At 63.4% G+C, this 18,032-nt stretch carries 16 protein-coding genes; all 16 read left to right on the plus strand.

Going from position 1 to position 18,032, the window contains the following annotated elements; translation table 11 throughout:
* Positions 1–4: 4 nt before the first annotated feature.
* The 16 genes from NTU39_RS10560 to NTU39_RS10635 all read left to right on the plus strand — a co-directional run bounded on the left by NTU39_RS10560 (position 5) and on the right by NTU39_RS10635 (position 18,031).
* A complete protein-coding gene (locus NTU39_RS10560) occupies positions 5–277 on the plus strand; it encodes an FAD assembly factor SdhE (RefSeq protein ID WP_039399170.1) in 273 nt (90 codons plus the stop codon).
* 29 nt (positions 278–306) lie between these two features.
* Positions 307–1,608, plus strand: coding sequence for a citrate synthase (gene gltA / locus NTU39_RS10565; protein WP_150664873.1), 1,302 nt, complete (start codon positions 307–309; stop codon positions 1,606–1,608).
* Between the two features lie 283 nt (positions 1,609–1,891).
* Positions 1,892–3,301, plus strand: a complete 1,410-nt coding sequence (gene leuC, locus NTU39_RS10570) for a 3-isopropylmalate dehydratase large subunit (protein ID WP_150576795.1) — start codon at positions 1,892–1,894, stop codon at positions 3,299–3,301.
* A 55-nt stretch (positions 3,302–3,356) separates the two neighbouring features.
* Complete coding sequence (locus NTU39_RS10575; protein ID WP_023596599.1) at positions 3,357–3,485, plus strand: entericidin A/B family lipoprotein; 129 nt, start codon at positions 3,357–3,359, stop codon at positions 3,483–3,485.
* Between the two features lie 119 nt (positions 3,486–3,604).
* Positions 3,605–4,255: a 3-isopropylmalate dehydratase small subunit gene (gene leuD, locus NTU39_RS10580; RefSeq protein WP_039403621.1), complete on the plus strand. Its 651-nt coding sequence runs from the start codon at positions 3,605–3,607 to the stop codon at positions 4,253–4,255.
* A 35-nt stretch (positions 4,256–4,290) separates the two neighbouring features.
* The gene (gene leuB, locus NTU39_RS10585; protein ID WP_150576797.1) at positions 4,291–5,358 is read left to right on the plus strand and encodes a 3-isopropylmalate dehydrogenase; all 1,068 of its coding nucleotides are present in this window, start codon (positions 4,291–4,293) and stop codon (positions 5,356–5,358) included.
* Positions 5,359–5,418: 60 nt separating this feature from the next.
* Positions 5,419–6,549: an aspartate-semialdehyde dehydrogenase gene (asd, locus tag NTU39_RS10590; RefSeq protein ID WP_150664874.1), complete on the plus strand. Its 1,131-nt coding sequence runs from the start codon at positions 5,419–5,421 to the stop codon at positions 6,547–6,549.
* Between the two features lie 199 nt (positions 6,550–6,748).
* Positions 6,749–9,781 (plus strand): motility hub landmark protein FimV, encoded by a 3,033-nt coding sequence (locus NTU39_RS10595; RefSeq protein ID WP_257959792.1) that lies wholly within the window; start codon positions 6,749–6,751, stop codon positions 9,779–9,781.
* Positions 9,782–9,900: 119 nt separating this feature from the next.
* On the plus strand, positions 9,901–10,701 hold the full coding sequence (gene truA, locus NTU39_RS10600) for a tRNA pseudouridine(38-40) synthase TruA (RefSeq protein WP_150664876.1): 801 nt from the start codon (positions 9,901–9,903) through the stop codon (positions 10,699–10,701).
* Positions 10,698–11,372 carry a phosphoribosylanthranilate isomerase gene (locus tag NTU39_RS10605; protein ID WP_150664877.1) on the plus strand — a complete coding sequence of 225 codons (675 nt, stop codon included), beginning with the start codon at positions 10,698–10,700 and terminating at the stop codon, positions 11,370–11,372. The genes truA and NTU39_RS10605 overlap by 4 nt, the downstream gene beginning before the upstream one ends.
* Before the next feature lie 74 nt (positions 11,373–11,446).
* Positions 11,447–12,649, plus strand: a complete 1,203-nt coding sequence (trpB, locus tag NTU39_RS10610) for a tryptophan synthase subunit beta (RefSeq protein ID WP_150664878.1) — start codon at positions 11,447–11,449, stop codon at positions 12,647–12,649.
* A 108-nt stretch (positions 12,650–12,757) separates the two neighbouring features.
* Positions 12,758–13,630 (plus strand): DNA-methyltransferase, encoded by an 873-nt coding sequence (locus tag NTU39_RS10615; protein WP_039403618.1) that lies wholly within the window; start codon positions 12,758–12,760, stop codon positions 13,628–13,630.
* Positions 13,584–14,408: a tryptophan synthase subunit alpha gene (gene trpA, locus NTU39_RS10620; RefSeq protein WP_039399155.1), complete on the plus strand. Its 825-nt coding sequence runs from the start codon at positions 13,584–13,586 to the stop codon at positions 14,406–14,408. Before NTU39_RS10615 ends, trpA begins: the two co-directional genes overlap by 47 nt.
* Positions 14,409–14,558: 150 nt before the next feature.
* On the plus strand, positions 14,559–15,434 hold the full coding sequence (gene accD / locus NTU39_RS10625) for an acetyl-CoA carboxylase, carboxyltransferase subunit beta (RefSeq protein WP_150664879.1): 876 nt from the start codon (positions 14,559–14,561) through the stop codon (positions 15,432–15,434).
* A 222-nt stretch (positions 15,435–15,656) separates the two neighbouring features.
* Complete coding sequence (folC, locus tag NTU39_RS10630) at positions 15,657–16,955, plus strand: bifunctional tetrahydrofolate synthase/dihydrofolate synthase (protein ID WP_150664880.1); 1,299 nt, start codon at positions 15,657–15,659, stop codon at positions 16,953–16,955.
* Positions 16,956–16,999: 44 nt separating this feature from the next.
* On the plus strand, positions 17,000–18,031 hold the full coding sequence (locus NTU39_RS10635) for an SPOR domain-containing protein (RefSeq protein WP_257959793.1): 1,032 nt from the start codon (positions 17,000–17,002) through the stop codon (positions 18,029–18,031).
* Position 18,032: the final 1 nt, after the last annotated feature.

Consider the following 18,032-nt stretch of genomic DNA (forward strand, 5'->3'; position numbering starts at 1 on the left):
GATCATGCCGGATACCAATCACCAGTCCGATCCGGTAAAACGTGCCCGCCTGCGCTGGCGGGCACGCCGCGGTTTGCTGGAAAACGACCTCATTCTCGAACGATTCTTCGCCAAGTACGAAGCTTCGCTGACTGACGAGGATGTGGGCGCCCTCACAAAGCTGCTCGATTTGAGCGACAACGATTTGATGGATCTGCTGCTAGCGCGTAAAGAGCCCGAGGCGGATCTGGACGGGCCGGACGTGCAGCGCCTGCTGGCGCTTTTGCGTGCCGTGTAGGGGTTTTGGAATTTTTTTGAGGAAGCGATATGACTCCGTCTGATGTTAAAGCCACCCTATCTTTCTCCGACGATTCGCCCAGCGTAGAGCTGCCGATTTATCAGGGAACGATGGGCCCGGATGTGATTGACATCCGCAAGCTGTACGGCCAGACCGGCAAGTTCACGTATGACCCCGGCTTTATGTCGACGGCGTCGTGCAATTCGGCCATCACCTACATCGATGGCGACAAGGGTGAGCTGCTGTACCGCGGCTACCCGATCGAGCAGTTGGCCACCAACTGCGACTTCCTCGAGACCTCGTACCTGCTGCTCAAGGGCGAACTCCCGAACGCCGAAGAAAAGAAGGACTTCGTCGACACGGTGACCCGTCATACGATGGTTCACGAGCAGATGAACTTCTTCTTCCGTGGCTTCCGTCGCGACGCTCACCCGATGGCCGTGCTGACGGGTTCGGTGGGTGCTCTGTCGGCGTTCTACCACGACTCGCTCGACATCAATAACCCGAATCACCGCGAAGTCTCGGCGATTCGTCTGATCGCCAAGTTGCCGACGCTCGTCGCCATGGCGTACAAGTACAGCATCGGTCAGCCGTTCGTGTACCCGAGCAACGACCTGTCGTACAGCGCGAACTTCATGCGCATGATGTTCGCCAACCCGTGCGAAGAGTACAAGGTCAACGACGTGCTGGTGCGCGCTCTCGACCGTATCCTGATCCTGCACGCAGATCACGAGCAGAACGCTTCGACGTCGACCGTCCGTCTGGCCGGTTCGTCGGGTGCGAACCCGTTCGCCTGTATCGCTGCCGGTATCGCATGTCTGTGGGGCCCGGCGCACGGTGGTGCGAACGAAGCCGCGCTGAACATGCTCGAGCAGATCGGTTCGCCGGACAAGATCCCCGAATTCATCAAGCAAGTGAAGGATAAGAACTCGGGCGTGAAGCTGATGGGCTTCGGTCACCGCGTGTACAAGAACTACGACCCGCGTGCCAAGCTGATGCGCGAGACGTGCTACGAAGTGCTCAACGAACTGGGCCTGCACGACGACCCGCTGTTCAAGCTGGCCATGCAGCTTGAGAAGATCGCCCTGGAAGACGAATACTTCGTGTCGCGCAAGCTGTACCCGAACGTCGACTTCTACTCGGGCATCGTTCAGCGCGCGCTGGGCATCCCGACGTCGATGTTCACCTGCATCTTCGCGCTGGCCCGCACCGTGGGCTGGATCGCGCAGTGGAACGAAATGATCGGCGAGCCGGATCAGAAGATCGGCCGTCCGCGTCAGCTGTTCATCGGCCACACGCCGCGCGAAGTCGCGCCGATCGGCAAGCGTTAAGCCTGTCGAGGCGTCCGGCACGGCCCCCGCTTGCCGTGCCGGCACCGCAACCTTGCCGAAACGGCAAGGCGGTGCGGCCCGCAACGAGCCTTCGTTGCGCTATATTCGAATCCACGGCACAAGCTGCCGTGATTCGCACAAATCCCCGGTTCATCGTGCGTTTACCGCCCGGTTTCCCGGGGATTTCGTATTCCGCCGGCGCGAAAGCGCTATGGCATAATCAAAAGTTCACAGAACCGTAATTTGCGTTCTCAGAACTACATTGCGCCCCCGAGTTTTTATCATGGCCAAGACGCTGTATGACAAGTTGTGGGATGCACACGTCGTGCATACCGAGGACGATGGCACGACCGTGCTCTACATCGACCGTCATCTGTTGCATGAGGTGACCAGTCCGCAGGCGTTTGAGGGTCTAAAACTCGCGCAGCGTCCGGTCTGGCGTTTGTCCGCCAACCTCGCGGTGTCGGATCACAATGTGCCGACCACCGACCGCACGCAAGGCATTGCCGATCCGGTCTCGCGTTTGCAAGTCGATACGCTCGACGCGAACTGCGATAACTTCGGCATCACCCAATTCAAGATGAATGATGTCCGTCAGGGCATCGTGCACGTGATCGGGCCGGAGCAGGGCGCAACGCTGCCTGGCATGACGGTCGTGTGCGGCGACTCGCATACGTCCACTCACGGCGCTTTCGGTGCGCTGGCGTTCGGTATCGGTACGTCGGAAGTCGAACACACGCTCGCGACGCAGACCTTGCTCATGAAGAAGAGCAAGAACATGCTCGTGAAGGTCGAGGGCACGCTGCCGCGTGGCTGCTCGGCGAAGGACATCGTGCTGGCCGTCATTGGCAAGATCGGCACGGCCGGCGGCACGGGCTACACCATCGAGTTCGCCGGTTCGGCGATTCGCTCGCTCACGATGGAAGGCCGCATGACCGTGTGCAACATGGCGATCGAAGCCGGTGCGCGCGCGGGTCTGGTGGGCGTTGACGATACGACCATCAACTACGTGAAGGGCCGTCCGTTTGCGCCGACCGGGGTGGAGTTCCAGCAGGCCGAAGCCTACTGGCGCGGCTTCCATACCGACGCCGGTGCGGCGTTCGATCATGTGGTCGAGATCGACGCCAACACGCTGCGTCCGCAGGTGAGCTGGGGGACGTCGCCGGAAATGGTCGTGAGCATTGAAGATCGCGTGCCGGATCCCGAGAAGGAAAAGGACCCGGTCAAGCGCAGCGCCATGGAGCGCGCGCTCGAATATATGGCGCTCACGCCGGATACCCCGATGTCGAGCATCAACGTCGACAAGGTGTTCATCGGCTCGTGCACCAACTCGCGCATCGAAGACATTCGTGCGGCGGCGTACGTCGTGAAGAAGCTCGGCCGACGTGTGGCGTCGAACGTGCGTCTGGCGATGGTGGTGCCGGGCTCGGGGCTGGTCAAGCATCAGGCAGAGCAGGAAGGGCTGGATCAGGTCTTCAAGGCCGCCGGTTTCGAATGGCGTGAGCCGGGCTGCTCGATGTGTCTGGCGATGAACGCCGACCGTCTGGAGTCGGGCGAGCGTTGCGCTTCCACGTCGAACCGTAACTTCGAAGGCCGTCAGGGCGCGGGTGGACGTACCCACCTGGTGAGCCCGGCGATGGCGGCGGCCGCCGCCATCGAAGGCCATTTCGTCGACGTGCGTCGTCTCGTCTGACGGGCGAGCATCGATTTATCCGTTGTCGGACATTTTCTTTGATAGAGACAAGACCATGAAGAAACTGTGGATGCTGATCGGTGCGGTGCTGCTGTTGGGCGTGGCGGGTTGCAACACGATGGCGGGCCTCGGCAAAGACACGCAAGCCGCTGGCTCGGCGCTCGAAAACGCCGCGAAGAAGTGATGCGACGGTGTGCGTCGCGCAGGCGGACGCCTCGCACGCACACCTACAAATTTCAGGTTTGACGGCCCGCTGTACAAGCGACAGGCCTCAGCCGAACTGTTTTGATCAGGTGGTTCGTGATGGAAAAATTTACCGTCCATACGGGGTTGGTGGCACCGCTGGATCGCGAAAACGTCGATACCGACGCGATCATCCCCAAGCAATTCCTGAAGTCGATCAAGCGCACGGGTTTCGGCCCGAACCTGTTCGACGAGTGGCGTTATCTCGATGTCGGTCAGCCGGGCCAGGATTGCAGCACGCGTCCGCTCAACCCGAATTTCGTGCTGAATCAGCCGCGCTTCCAGGGCGCAACGGTGCTGCTCGCGCGCAAGAACTTCGGCTGCGGCAGCTCGCGTGAGCACGCCCCGTGGGCATTGCAGCAATACGGTTTCCGTGCCGTGATTGCGCCGAGCTTCGCCGACATCTTCTTCAACAACTGCTACAAGAACGGGCTGCTGCCGATCGCGCTGTCCGAGATGCAGGTCGACCATCTGTTCAACGAGACGGCCGCGTTCAACGGCTATCAGTTGACCATCGATCTGGACAAGCAGGCGGTCATCACGGCCGACGGTCGCGCTTATGAGTTCGACATCGCGCCGTTCCGCAAGTACTGCCTGTTGAACGGTTTCGACGATATTGGCCTGACGCTGCGTCACGCCGACAAGATTCGCGCCTATGAGGCCGAGCGGCTCGCCAAGCAGCCGTGGCTCGCAACGCGTCTGCCGGGCTAAGTCCCGCGTAGGCAAGGCACATCCAAGGAGATTGCATGAAAATCGCTGTGTTGCCGGGTGACGGCATTGGTCCGGAAATCGTGACGGAAGCCGTCAATGTGCTCAACGCGCTTGGCGAGAAGTTCGAGCTGGAAGAAGCGCCGGTGGGTGGTGCAGGCTACGAGGCAGCGGGGCATCCGCTGCCGGACGCCACGCTCAAGCTGGCCAAGGAGGCTGACGCCATTCTGTTCGGCGCGGTGGGCGACTGGAAGTACGACTCGCTGGAGCGCGCACTGCGTCCCGAGCAGGCGATTCTGGGGCTGCGCAAGCACCTTCAGCTGTTCGCCAACTTCCGTCCGGCCATCCTGTACAAGGAACTGGCCGACGCATCGAGCCTGAAGCCGGAGATCGTCGCAGGTCTTGATATCCTGATCATTCGCGAGCTGAATGGCGACATTTACTTCGGTCAGCCCAAGGGCTTCCGTCAATCGCCGGATGGGGCTTTCGAAGGTGCACGCGAAGGTTTTGATACCATGCGCTATAGCGTGCCCGAAGTGGAGCGTATCGCGCACGTGGCTTTCCAGGCCGCGGCCAAGCGCGATAAGCGTCTTTGCTCGGTGGATAAGGCCAACGTGCTGGAGACGTCGCAACTGTGGCGCGACACGATGATCGAGGTCGCGAAGCAGTATCCGGAGGTCGAGCTGTCGCATATGTACGTCGACAATGCCGCGATGCAACTGGTCAAGGCACCTAAGAACTTCGACGTGGTGGTGACGGGTAACATGTTCGGCGATATCCTGTCGGACGAGGCCGCGATGCTCACGGGTTCGATCGGCATGCTGCCGTCGGCGTCGCTGGATGCCAATAACAAGGGGTTGTACGAGCCGTCGCACGGTTCGGCCCCCGATATCGCCGGTAAGGGCGTGGCCAATCCGTTGGCGACGATCCTGTCGGCAGCCATGATGCTGCGTTACACGCTGGGTCGTGCCGAACAGGCCGACCGTATCGAAAACGCCGTGAAGAAGGTGCTGGCGCAGGGGTTGCGCACGCCCGACATCTGGCAGGAAGGCGCGACCAAGGTCGGTACGCGCGAAATGGGTGCAGCAGTGGTTGCTGCGCTTTAACGTTGATGGGGCGTCGGGAGACGCCCCTTGGCGCAATTGCAACGATAAGAGAGTGGATAAATGAAAACCGTAGGTCTGGTAGGTTGGCGGGGCATGGTCGGTTCGGTTCTGATGCAGCGTATGCAGCAGGAGAACGACTTTGCCTTGATCGAGCCGGTGTTTTTCAGCACCAGCAACGCGGGCGGCAAAGCCCCGTCGATGGCGAAGAACGAAACTTCGCTGAAAGACGCCAATGATGTCAATGAGCTGAAAAAATGCGACATCATCATTACCTGCCAGGGCGGTGACTACACAACAGAAATCTTCCCGAAGCTGCGTGCAGCGGGTTGGAACGGTTACTGGGTGGATGCAGCGTCGACGCTGCGCATGAAGGACGACGCGATCATCGTGCTCGATCCGGTCAACCTCGACGTCATCAAGAACGCGCTCACCAAGGGCACGAAGAACTTCGTCGGCGGCAACTGCACGGTCAGTTGCATGCTGATGGGCCTGGGCGGTCTGTTCCAGCACGGTCTGGTCGACTGGCTCACGTCGATGACGTATCAGGCGGCATCGGGTGGCGGTGCACAACACATGCGCGAGCTGCTCACGCAGTTCGGCTCGATCAATGCTGAAGTCAAGGCGCTGCTCGACGATCCGCACTCGGCGATTCTCGAGATCGACCGCAAGGTCCTCGCCAAGCAACACGCGCTGACGGCTGACGAAACGAAGCAATTCGGCGTGCCGCTCGGTGGTAACCTGATTCCCTGGATCGACAAGGATCTGGGCAACGGTCAGTCGAAGGAAGAGTGGAAGGGCGGTGCCGAGACCAACAAGATTCTGGGTCTGGGCGACGGCTTCCCGGGCACGCGTGCCATTCCGGTCGACGGTCTGTGCGTGCGTATCGGTGCGATGCGTTGCCACAGCCAGGCGCTGACCATCAAGCTTACGAAAGATGTGCCGTTAGACGAACTGACCGACATCATCGGCCAGGCGAACGACTGGGTTAAGGTGGTGCCGAACACGCGCGACGCGTCGATGACCGATTTGACGCCTGCGGCAGTGACCGGCACGATGACGATCCCGGTGGGGCGCTTGCGCAAGATGTCGATGGGTCCGGAGTACCTGTCGGCATTTACGGTGGGCGATCAACTGTTGTGGGGCGCGGCAGAACCGCTGCGCCGCATGCTGCGGATCCTGCTCGACGCGTAAGCGTTGCAGCGTATCGGTAAGGCGTGAAGAACGGCGGCCCGCGAGGCCGCCGTCCGCGCTTTGGGGGCCACTCGTATTGCATGAGTGACCAGTGACAAACGACTGACAGGCTAGACAAGACACAGTGCGGAAATACTCGACCGGCAAGCGCGCAAATTCGTCCCGCAATTCGTTTCGCTTGAGTGCGGCGGCGGCTGTCTTGTGGAGCCTCGGGCTCCTGAACGCCGGCGCGGCCGAGTTCGGTCCGCAACAGGTTCGCTCGGGTCCGGGCCAGCCGTTGCGCGCCGTGATCGTGCTGGGCAATGTCTCGCAGGCCGAGGCCGATGGCTTGTCGGTGAAGCTCGCGCCGCGAGATGCTTTCAAGCAGGCTGGGCTGCGCTACGACCCGACGCTCGACAAGCTGTCCGTGTCGGTGACGCCCACGGGCGGTCGCGACGCGGGGTACAGCGGCACGTATCTCGTGCATGTCGATTCGGCTGAGCCGGTCAGCACGTCGTTCCTCGATTTGTTGCTGGTGCTCGAATGGCGCACGGGGCGTCAGTCGAACGCGGTGACGCTGTCGGCCATTCCGGAAGCCAGTGCTGCGCAGCCGCAGGCTGTCGTGCCTGCTGCTGCGGCCAATTCTGCCGCCGGTGCCGACGCATCGGCTTCCACGTCTCGCTCAGCCGCCGCTGCTGCGCCTGCCGCGCCGGCACCCGCTGGTAACGGTGCGGAGCAACGTGCTGCCGCTGCATCGGGCGAGAACGCTCGCACGGTGACACGCGGCGACTCGCTGTCGTCGATTGCGCGCGAGTACACGGGCGGGGAAGGTGGCACGACGCTGGCCCAGATGATGACCGCGCTGTTCGAGTCGAATCGTTCGGCGTTCATCGGCAACGATCCCAACCGTTTGCGCCAGGGGGCGACGTTGAATCGTCCCGCCGATGCGCAAGTGCAGAGCATTCCGCCTGCGCAGGCACGCAAGTTCGTGTCCGCCGCGCGGGAACAGTTTGACGCGTATCGCGCGCGGCTGGCCGATTCCACGGCGCAGCAGGCAGCACCGGCCGGTGGCCGCAGTGCACAGGGCGCGATCGAGGCGGGCAAGGCACCGGAAGCTGCCGCCCCCGCCACACGCGATGAGTTGAAGTTGTCGCGACCCGGTAAGGGAGGCACGGCGGGCCGTGCCGGCGGCAACGAAGAAGAGCAAATCGCCCAGGGCAAGGCTCAGACCGAGGCTCAGGGCAGGGTGAATGAGTTGCAGAAGAACGTAGCAGATCTCCAGAAGCTGTTGGCGATGAAGAATCAGGCCGTCGCTAATCTGGAGCAGCAGGCCGCCACCGCTTCCGGGGCGTCTGCGCAAGAGAAGACGGCGAAATCCGCCGATGGCAAGACGACCGCACCTGCGGCCGCAGGCACCAAGCCGACGACGAGCGCGGCGGCGAATGACACGAATGCCAACGCAAAGACGGCAGATGCTGCCACGAGCAATGCGACGGCAGCAGCGGCCTCCGGGGCGGCTGCGAGCGATGCCGCATCGGCTGCATCGGCGGATGCGACCGCCTCCGAGGCAACGGCGGTTGCCGCTCCGGCAAGTGATGTCGCTGCGGCCTCCGCAGCCGCGGCGGCCAGCGCACCGGCTGCCGAATCCAAGCCGACGCCGAACGCCGCCATGAACTGGGGTGCAGTCACGCAGAATCCGTATGTGCTGCCTGGCGCTGGCGTGCTGGTGGTGTTGCTTGGCCTGTGGTGGCTGATGCGCCGCCGCCGCGCCGAGCCGCCGGTCGGCCAGCCGGGACCATACGACGATGGTCGTGACGGTCAGGGTGGCAATGTCGAGCCCACGTCCTCGCAAGACAAGCCGCAAGCAGCTGACGCCGTTGAGCCGACGTCGCACGGCGTTGCGACGGCTGCGGGCGTCGCCGCTGCGGGTGCCGCCGGTGCTGCCGCGCTGTACGCCGCGAATCAGGCAGAGGCCGACGAACATCTGCATCCGGAAGCTGACGCAACGTGGACCGAGCCGGAGACGGAAGCGGCCGCACACGACGCACACGACGCACACGATGAATTCGCTCTGGATTCCGCGGCCGCGGCCTCGAACGAGTTGGATGCGTGGGACGCCGAGCAAGCCCCGGTGACCGACGAACTGGCTGAAGCGGCGCATGCCGAAGGCCTGGGCGAGTCGCAGGACGCAGCACGCGCCGAGCAAGTCGCGTCCGAAGCCTTCGACGCCCCCGCTGAGCCGGTGGTGAATGAAGTGCCGACCCACGAGCCGGAGCCGGTGGCAGAAGCCGCCAGCGAGCCGGAAATCGATTGGGATGCGGCGTTTGCCGAAGAAGCCGGTCGGACGTCTGCGCCGCAGGCATCCCACGACGCACACGCCGACGATGCACTGACGTCGCTCGAAGCGCTGGGTGCGGCTGCCGCGACCGGTGGTGTTGCCGCCGAGACGCCGTCGCATGTTGAGCATGTGGATGCCACCCCCGAAGGCGGTGTGGCGGGCATGTTGGGCGATCTCGATCTGGGCATTCCGGGCCAGCCCGCGAACGTCGGCACGATTTCGAGTGACGCCTTGCCGTCACTAAGCAAGGGCATCGGCTCGGTGCAGTTCACGATGGCGCCTCCGGGCGACCCGCGACTGGACGCCGCTCACGCGGCGGATTCCGGCGATATGACTGACATGGCCGACCTCGACGATGAGCTGAGTGACGCAGACTTCGACGCCGCGATGCAGCAGGCCGCCAGCGCCACGGAAGCACCGCGTAGCTATACCGATGCGGCGCATGAAGCACCGTCGCTGCGTCCGATGTCGTTCGATTTGTCGGACTTCAGCCTCGATTTGAAGGGCGACGACGCACAGCCCGCCGCTACACCGGCATTCGTCAGCGCCCCGGCGCTCCCGGACGTGACTGGCGAGGAAGCGCTGGTCGAACACGAGACGCTGGAGACGTCGGCACCGCAGACGCCTTACGCCGAAGTGCCCGCAGCGCCGCAGCATCAGACTGCAGCACCGGAGGCATCGGCGCACGCGCCGGAAGCGATCGTCCCGCATCAGGTCGAGACCCGACCGAGCGCTGCGGCTGCGACCGAACCCGGTGTGCCGGACGAGTTCCACACGAAGCTCGAACTGGCGACGGCGTACCAGACGATTGGTGACGACGACGGCGCGCGCGAGTTGCTCGAAGAGGTGATTGCCGGTGGCGACGCTGCGCAGCAATCCGTCGCGCGCTCGCGGCTGGCTGAGTTGGGCAAGTAATCCCTGATCATCACGTCTCGCAACGCGCCTGCCGGGGCGTTGCGAGACGTGACCCGAACAAGACTGATTGACCGTAGTTTGGGGCGCTCGTTGGTTGAGCGCCCATTTTTCTTTTTCATATGCGAATCGCACTGGGCATCCATTACGACGGCACGGCGTTCTCCGGCTGGCAGTCGCAGCCGCACGGCAACACCGTGCAACAGACGCTCGAAGCCGCGCTGCGGGAATTCGGCGGTGTGGCGCTGCCGACCACGGTCGCGGGCCGCACCGACACCGGCGTGCATGGCATCGGTCAGGTGGTGCATTTCGATACCGATCTGGATCGCGCGATGTTCTCGTGGGTGCGCGGCGTGAACGCCTTCCTGCCGAAGACCGTCGCCGTGCAGTGGGCGAAGGCGATGCCGGACGATTTTCACTCCCGTTTCGCCGCTTTCGAACGCACGTACTTCTACGTCCTGTACGCGAATCCGGTGCGCTCGCCGTTGCTTGAAGGCCGTTGCGGCTGGCTGCATACGCCGCTCGATCTTGAGGCGATGCGTGAGGCGAGTCAGGCGCTGGTCGGCGAGCATGACTTCTCGGCGTTCCGTTCGTCCGAATGTCAGGCCAAGACACCGGTAAAGCATCTGTACGCCATCGATATTGAGCAGCACGGCGACTTCTTCCTCTTCCGCTTCCGTGCGAGCGCATTCCTGCATCACATGGTGCGCAACATCATGGGGTGTCTGGTGGCGGTCGGTCGTGGCCGTCAGCCCGCCAGTTGGATGACGCATGTGCTCGCAAGCGGCGACCGCCGTCAGGCGGCGCCGACCTTCATGCCGGACGGCCTGTATCTGGCGCGCGTCGGGTATCCTGAGCGATTCGACGTACCCGAGCCCAATTGGGCTGCGTGGCCGTTCCCGATGCCGTGGGCCAAGTCATGAAATCCCCGAATGCTGTGAAGTCTCGTACGCGTATCAAGATCTGCGGCCTGTCGCAGGCTGCCGACATCGACCACGCCGTGGCGCTGGGCGTCGACGCCATCGGTTTCGTTTTTTACCCGCCGAGCCCGCGTTACCTGGACCTCGCGCGTGCGGCCGAACTGGCCCGCCGGGTGCCGTCATATGTGAGCCTTGTGGGGCTGTTCGTCAACGCGAGTGCCGACGAGATTGCCCGCACCGTGGACGCCGTTCCCCTCACCGCGCTGCAATTTCATGGTGACGAATCGCCCGAGCAATGCGCGACGTTGTCGGCGGCGGCGGGCAACCGTCCGTACATGCGCGCCATGCGTATTGGCCCGGACACGAAAGACAGTGGCGATTTGCTACAATTCGCCAATACATACACCGCCGCGCAAGGCATCTTGCTCGATGCCCTGGTCGAGGGCTACGGCGGTGGAGGAAAGGTTTTCGATTGGTCACTTATTCCAAAAGACATCGCGCGTCGGGCCGTTTTGAGTGGTGGCTTGAACGCACACAACGTTGCTGAAGCCATCCGCCGGGTGGCGCCCTATGCCGTCGACGTGTCGAGCGGTGTGGAGGCGTCGCGGGGCGTGAAGGATCACGCCCGCATGACGGCGTTCGTGCAAGCGGTTCTCGCTGCCGACGCTCAGTGAAGCAACCCGCCGGGGTGGCCGCAGGGGCTAGTTCTCCTGCTCTCCCGCCCTCCGGCAACCGATGAGTGACGACCATGTACGATTTACCTGACGCCAGCGGCCATTTCGGCCAATACGGCGGTGTCTTTGTGGCCGAGACGCTGATCCACGCGCTCGACGAATTGCGTGCGGCCTATGCCAAGTATCAGCACGATCCGGCCTTCCTCGAAGAATTCCATTACGAACTGAAGCACTACGTCGGCCGTCCGTCGCCGATCTATCACGCCAAGCGCTGGAGCCAGGAACTGGGCGGCGCGCAGGTGTACCTCAAGCGCGAAGACCTGAACCACACGGGCGCGCACAAGGTGAACAACGTGATCGGGCAGGCGCTGCTCGCACGTCGCATGGGCAAGCCCCGCGTGATCGCCGAGACCGGCGCAGGGCAGCACGGCGTGGCCACGGCGACCATCGCGGCGCGCTTCGGCATGGAGTGCGTGGTGTACATGGGGGCGGAAGACGTCAAGCGTCAGGCCGCCAACGTGTACCGCATGCAACTGCTCGGCGCGACCGTCGTGCCTGTGGAATCCGGCTCCAAGACGCTCAAGGACGCCCTGAACGAAGCCATGCGCGACTGGGTGACGAACGTCGAAAACACGTTCTACATCATCGGCACCGTGGCAGGTCCGCACCCGTACCCGATGCTCGTGCGCGACTTCCAGAGCGTGATCGGCGAAGAGTGCAAGGTGCAGATGCCTGAACTCGCGGGGCGTCAGCCCGACTACGTGCTGGCCTGCGTGGGCGGCGGTTCGAACGCGATGGGGATTTTCTACCCGTACATCGACGTGCCGGACGTGAAGCTCGTGGGCGTGGAAGCGGCTGGCGACGGCATCGAGACCGGTCGTCACGCCGCGTCGATCATCGGCGGCACGCCCGGCGTGTTGCACGGCAACCGTACCTATCTGCTCCAGGACGCCAACGGCCAGATCACCGAGACGCATTCGATCTCGGCCGGTCTGGACTACCCCGGTGTCGGTCCCGAGCACGCCTGGCTGCACGACATCAAGCGCGCCGAGTATGTGGGCATTACCGACGACGAAGCGCTGCGGGCCTTCCACGATTGCTGCCGGATCGAGGGCATCATCCCTGCGCTGGAGTCGAGCCATGCGCTCGCTTACGCGTGCAAGCTTGCGCCGACGCTGCCGAAGGATCAGATCGTTCTGGTCAATCTCTCGGGGCGTGGCGACAAGGACATGCACACCGTAATGGCGCTGGCCAAGCCGGAACCCTCGGGCACCTGAGCGGCGCGGCGAGACTCCATCGATCCTAAGGTTAAGGACAACAGAACCAGCATGACCGATCTGACTGATCGCAAGGCACAGAATGACGTCCTCGGGACCGAGCGTCCCATGGACGCCACCGAAGCCGCCGCCGCACGTCTCGAGGCCATGGAGGCGGCCGGGGAGTTGCGCGCGCGTTGGGCGCCGGGCGATATCACATTGCGTCATGCGGACTTCCTGCAACATCTGCACGAACTGGAAGACGGCAGCGTCGACCTGATCCTGGCCGACCCGCCTTACGGGCTCGGCAAGGACTACGGCAACGACTCCGACAAGCGCTCCGGCGAGGACTTCCTCGGCTGGACGTACGGTTGGCTCGAAGCGGCGATTCCGAAGCTCGCGCCGCGCGGCTCGCTCTACCTGTTCTGCACGTGGCAGTACGCCCCGGAACTGTTCGTCTTTCTCAAGCAGCGCATGCTGATGATCAACGAGATCATCTGGGATCGCCGCGTGCCCAGCATGGGTGGCAGTACGCGGCGATTCTCGTCCGTGCACGACAACATCGGTTTTTTCGCGATCTCGAAGGACTATTACTTCGACCTCGACGCCGTGCGCGTGCCGTACGATGCCGCCACGAAGAAGGCGCGCTCGCGCCGTATCTTCGAAGGCAGCAAGTGGCTGGAGCTGGGCTATAACCCCAAGGATCTGTGGTCGATCTCGCGATTGCACCGGCAAGACCCCGAACGCGTCGATCATCCGACGCAGAAACCGCTGCATATCATCGAGCGCATGGTGCTGGCCAGTTGCCCGCCCGGCGGTCTCGTGCTCGACCCGTTCATGGGCAGCGGCACGACTGCCGTGGCCTGCGCGCTGCACGGCCGACGTTTCGTCGGCTACGAGCTGAACGCGCACTACCACGCGCTCGCAAACCAACGACTTCAGAGACTTTCCGATCATGTCCCGCATTCAAGCGACGTTCCAAGCCTTGCAAGCGCAGGGTAAAAAGGGCCTCATTCCGTTCATTACCGCCGGTGACCCGGAGCCGGGGTGGACGGTCAAGCTGATGCACGCACTGGCCGACAACGGCGCCGACGTCATCGAACTCGGCGTGCCGTTCTCGGACCCGATGGCCGACGGTCCCGTCATTCAGCGTGCCTCCGAGCGCGCACTCGCCCGTGGGGTAAGCCTGGCCGAAGTGCTGGGCTATGTCGCCGTCTTCCGTCAGACCAACGACCGCACGCCGATCGTGCTCATGGGCTACGCCAATCCGATCGAAGCGATGGGGCTCGACGCCTTTGCCGAGCGTGCCGCTAAAGCAGGTGTGGACGGCGTGCTGGTCGTCGATTACCCGCCCGAGGAGGCCGAAGGCTTCGCCGGTGCCGTGCGCGCGCAGGGCATCGATCCGATCTTCCTGCTCGCCCCGACGTCGACCGATGCGCGCATTGCTGCGGTGGCGCGTCAGGCCAGCGGCTACCTGTATTACGTCTCGCTCAAGGGCGTGACCGGTGCGGCGAGTCTGGATCTGGACAGCGTGGCGTCGAAGATCCCCCAAATCAAGGCGGTCGCCGACCTGCCGGTGGGCGTGGGCTTCGGTATTCGCGACGCCGAAACGGCCCGCGCCGTGGCAAGTGTGGCCGATGCTGTCGTGATCGGCAGCGCCATCGTGCAACGTCTGGAAAACACGCCGCGTGATCTGGAGGGGCAGAACGCGGTAAAATCGCTGGCTGAATTTATCGGCGGTATCCGTCAGGCGCTCGACTCGGGCGCCAAATCGGCGTAAATTCGCGGCAGAAATTTGCCCGGATGGCGCTGCATGACGCAGATCTGCTCGGTAAAACGCTGAATTGAAACGACCGTATTACACGGTCGCCTTGAAATGCCCCGGAAACGCCCGTCCCTTATTGGGGCGGGCGTTTGGCAAGGAGAAACTATGAGCTGGCTCGACAAGCTGCTGCCCCCGAAGATCAAGCAAACCGATCCGACGCAGCGCAACAAGAGCATCCCGGAAGGGCTGTGGATCAAGTGCCCGTCGTGCGAAGCCGTGCTGTATCGCGCCGACGTGGAAGCGAATCTGCATGTCTGCCCGAAGTGCGACCATCACATGCGTATCGGCTCGCGCGCGCGTCTGAACGCGCTGCTCGATCCCGAAGGCCGCTATGAACTGGGCCAGGAAATCGTGCCGGTCGACGCACTGAAGTTCAAGGACAGCCGCAAGTACCCGGATCGCATCAAGGAAGCGATGGACGACACCGGCGAGACCGACGCGATGGTGGTGATGGGCGGCGCGATTCACACGTTGCCGGTCGTCGTCGCCTGCTTCGAGTTCTCGTTCATGGCCGGCTCGATGGGCTCGGTGGTCGGCGAGCGCTTCGTGCGCGGTGCGCAGAACGCACTGGAGCAGGGCGTGCCGTTCATCTGCGTGACCGCTTCGGGCGGTGCACGTATGCAGGAAAGTCTGCTGTCGCTGATGCAGATGGCGAAGACTACGGCCATGCTGACCAAGCTGTCCGACGCCAAGCTGCCGTTTATCTCTGTGCTGACCGATCCGACGATGGGCGGTGTGTCGGCCAGCTTCGCCTTCCTGGGCGATGTGGTGATCGCAGAGCCGAAGGCGCTGATCGGCTTCGCCGGCCCGCGCGTGATCGAGCAGACCGTGCGCGAAAAGCTGCCGGAAGGCTTCCAGCGTTCAGAGTTCCTGTTGCAAAAGGGTGCGATCGACATGATCGTCAACCGTCGCGACATGCGCGACGAGATCGCGCGACTGATCGCGCTGATGCAGCGTCAGCCGGCAGACGCCGTCGCCTGATACTCGATGCCTGACGCGCGTGAGTCGCACATGACTTGCGCGTGCTCACGCTGGCGATGACGTTATGCGTGTGGTTGCCGTGCCCCAAAGGGCGGTGCAACGGCGTAGAATGACGCAACGCCACGCAAGCGCTGCACCCGCGGCGCCTGACAGCATCACTTAGCAGGATATGAAGCGCGGACGTTCGTGACGTCCGCGTTTTTGTTTTTCTGCCCGCACATCATGCCGACATACTCCACTCTCGACGCCTGGCTCGCCCATCTTGAAACCGCTCATCCTGTGGGCATCGACATGGGCCTCACGCGCATTGGTCGCGTGAAAGACGCCCTCGGCCTGCAATTTCCGTGTCCCGTCTTCACGGTCGGCGGCACGAACGGCAAGGGCTCGACCTGCGCCATCATCGAAGCCATTCTGCTGTCGGCCGGTTACCGCGTAGGCTGCCACACGTCGCCGCATCTGATCTCGTTCAACGAGCGCGCGCGCGTGAACGGCGAGATCGTCGACGACGCCACGCTGCTGCCGCATTTCGAAGCGGTGGAGAAAGCTCGCACGAGTTTCGACGAGCCGGTCTCGCTCACGTACTTCGAATTCACCACGCTCGCGATCATGCATATGTTCGCGACGGCGGGGCTTGATGCCGTCATTCTCGAAGTGGGCTTGGGCGGCCGACTAGACGCCGTGAACATCGTCGACGCGGATTGCGCCGTCATCACGAGCATCGACATCGATCACCAGCAGTATCTCGGTAACACACGCGAAGCCATCGCGATCGAGAAGGCGGGCATCTTCCGCGCGGGCAAACCGGCGGTTTGCGGCGACCCGATGCCACCTGCCACGCTGCTTGCCGAGGCTGAGCGCATCGGCGCCGATCTGTGGCTGTTCGGTCGCGACTTCAACTATCAGGGCGACAAGCAGCAGTGGAGCTATGGCGGACGTCAGATGCGTCGCCCGGCGCTGGCCTATCCGGCGCTTCGTGGCGCGAATCAGTTGCTCAATGCGTCGGCGGCACTCGCTGCGCTCGAATCGATGCGCGACGTGTTGCCGGTCTCGGCGCAGGACATTCGGCTGGGGCTCGCATCGGTCGAGCTGCCGGGACGTTTTCAGGTACTGCCGGGGCGTCCGGCCGTGGTGCTCGATGTCGCGCACAACCCGCACGCTGCCGCAGCGCTGGGTCACAACCTCGACGGCATGGGCTTCTTTCCGTACACGTACGCCGTGTTCGGGGCGATGGCCGACAAGGATATCGAAGGCGTGCTGCGACATCTGGTCGACAAGGTCGATCACTGGCGTTTGTGCGCGTTGCCGACGGAGCGGGCCGCGAGTCCGGCGCTGCTCGAAGAGAAGCTTCGAGCGGTCGGGTTTGTCGAAGATGCCGATCATTCGGTCGAAACCTTCGAATCCCCTGAGAAAGCCTATGCTGCCGCGCTCGAGCAGTGCGGCGAGAATGATAGAATTGTGGTTTTTGGATCGTTCTTTACGGTGGCGGGTGTGATGTCGCACCGCAAATTGCAACGCCATTGAGCGCAAAAGCGCGTATGCCGTGACATTTGCTTACGAGAAATGTCATGCGCATGACGCACCGGATGCGCGATGATCAGTCCAACGACGCAAGTTTCGACCTGAGCCAAGGGCCTATGGGATTGTTTTCCTTCCGCAAGAATGACGCCGAAGCCGTTCCCCCGAAGCGCGGTAGCCGCAGGAGCGGCCGCACCGGCACCCGTACGGCGGGAGGAGGGGGCGAGTACAGCGAGCACGAGCAACTCGACCCGCTTCTGCCCGAAAAGCAACGCGCGCGCCGCCGTCTGGTCGGCGCGTTGGCGCTGGTGCTCGCGGCCGTCATCATTTTGCCGATGGTGCTCGCGCCCGAGCCGAAGCCGACGGCCGACGACATCGCCATCCAGATTCCCGGTAAAGACGCCAACTCACCGCCCGTGCGCGTGAAGCCGCAAGCGGCTGCCGTTCCGTCGTCCGACGCGTCGCTCGACAAGGGCGAAGAGGCGGTCGACAGCAGCACGCTGGCGAACAACGCCAAGCCCGCACCGGCACCGACCGCCGTGCCGCCGTCTGCCGCTGCGCCGACACCGGCCCCGTCGCCCGCGCCGAGCGTGGTGCCTGAGCCGCAGGTCGCGCAGGCCAAGCCGGAGCACAAGCCGGAAACCAAGCCTGACGTCAAGAAGCCGGAGCAGCACGCTGATACGAAGCCGGCGGCCAAGCCGGACTCGCACGACACTGCCAAGACGCAGACGAAGCCCGCGCAAGCCAACAACGTCGCCGATCCGATCGCGCAGTTCGCGCAGAACAACACGGCGGCCAAACCCGCCGCCAAGCCGGACAATCACGATACCGCGCAGAAGACTGCCTCGAACGGCAAGTTCCTGGTGCGTATTGGCGCGTTCTCGACGCAGGACCGTGCGCAGGCGTGGCTCGTCAAACTCAAACTGGTGAACGTGCCGAGCTACATGGTCAAGAGTTCGGTCGACGGCCGCGAACTGTATCTGCTGCGGGCAGGCCCGTTCCCGGATCGCACGTCGGCCGAAGCGGCTGGCAAGAAGATTCGCGATGCTGGTCTGACGGCGCAGGTCGCCGAGGCGGGCTGAG

Source organism: Pandoraea commovens (genome assembly GCF_024704525.1).
GTDB lineage: Bacteria > Pseudomonadota > Gammaproteobacteria > Burkholderiales > Burkholderiaceae > Pandoraea > Pandoraea commovens.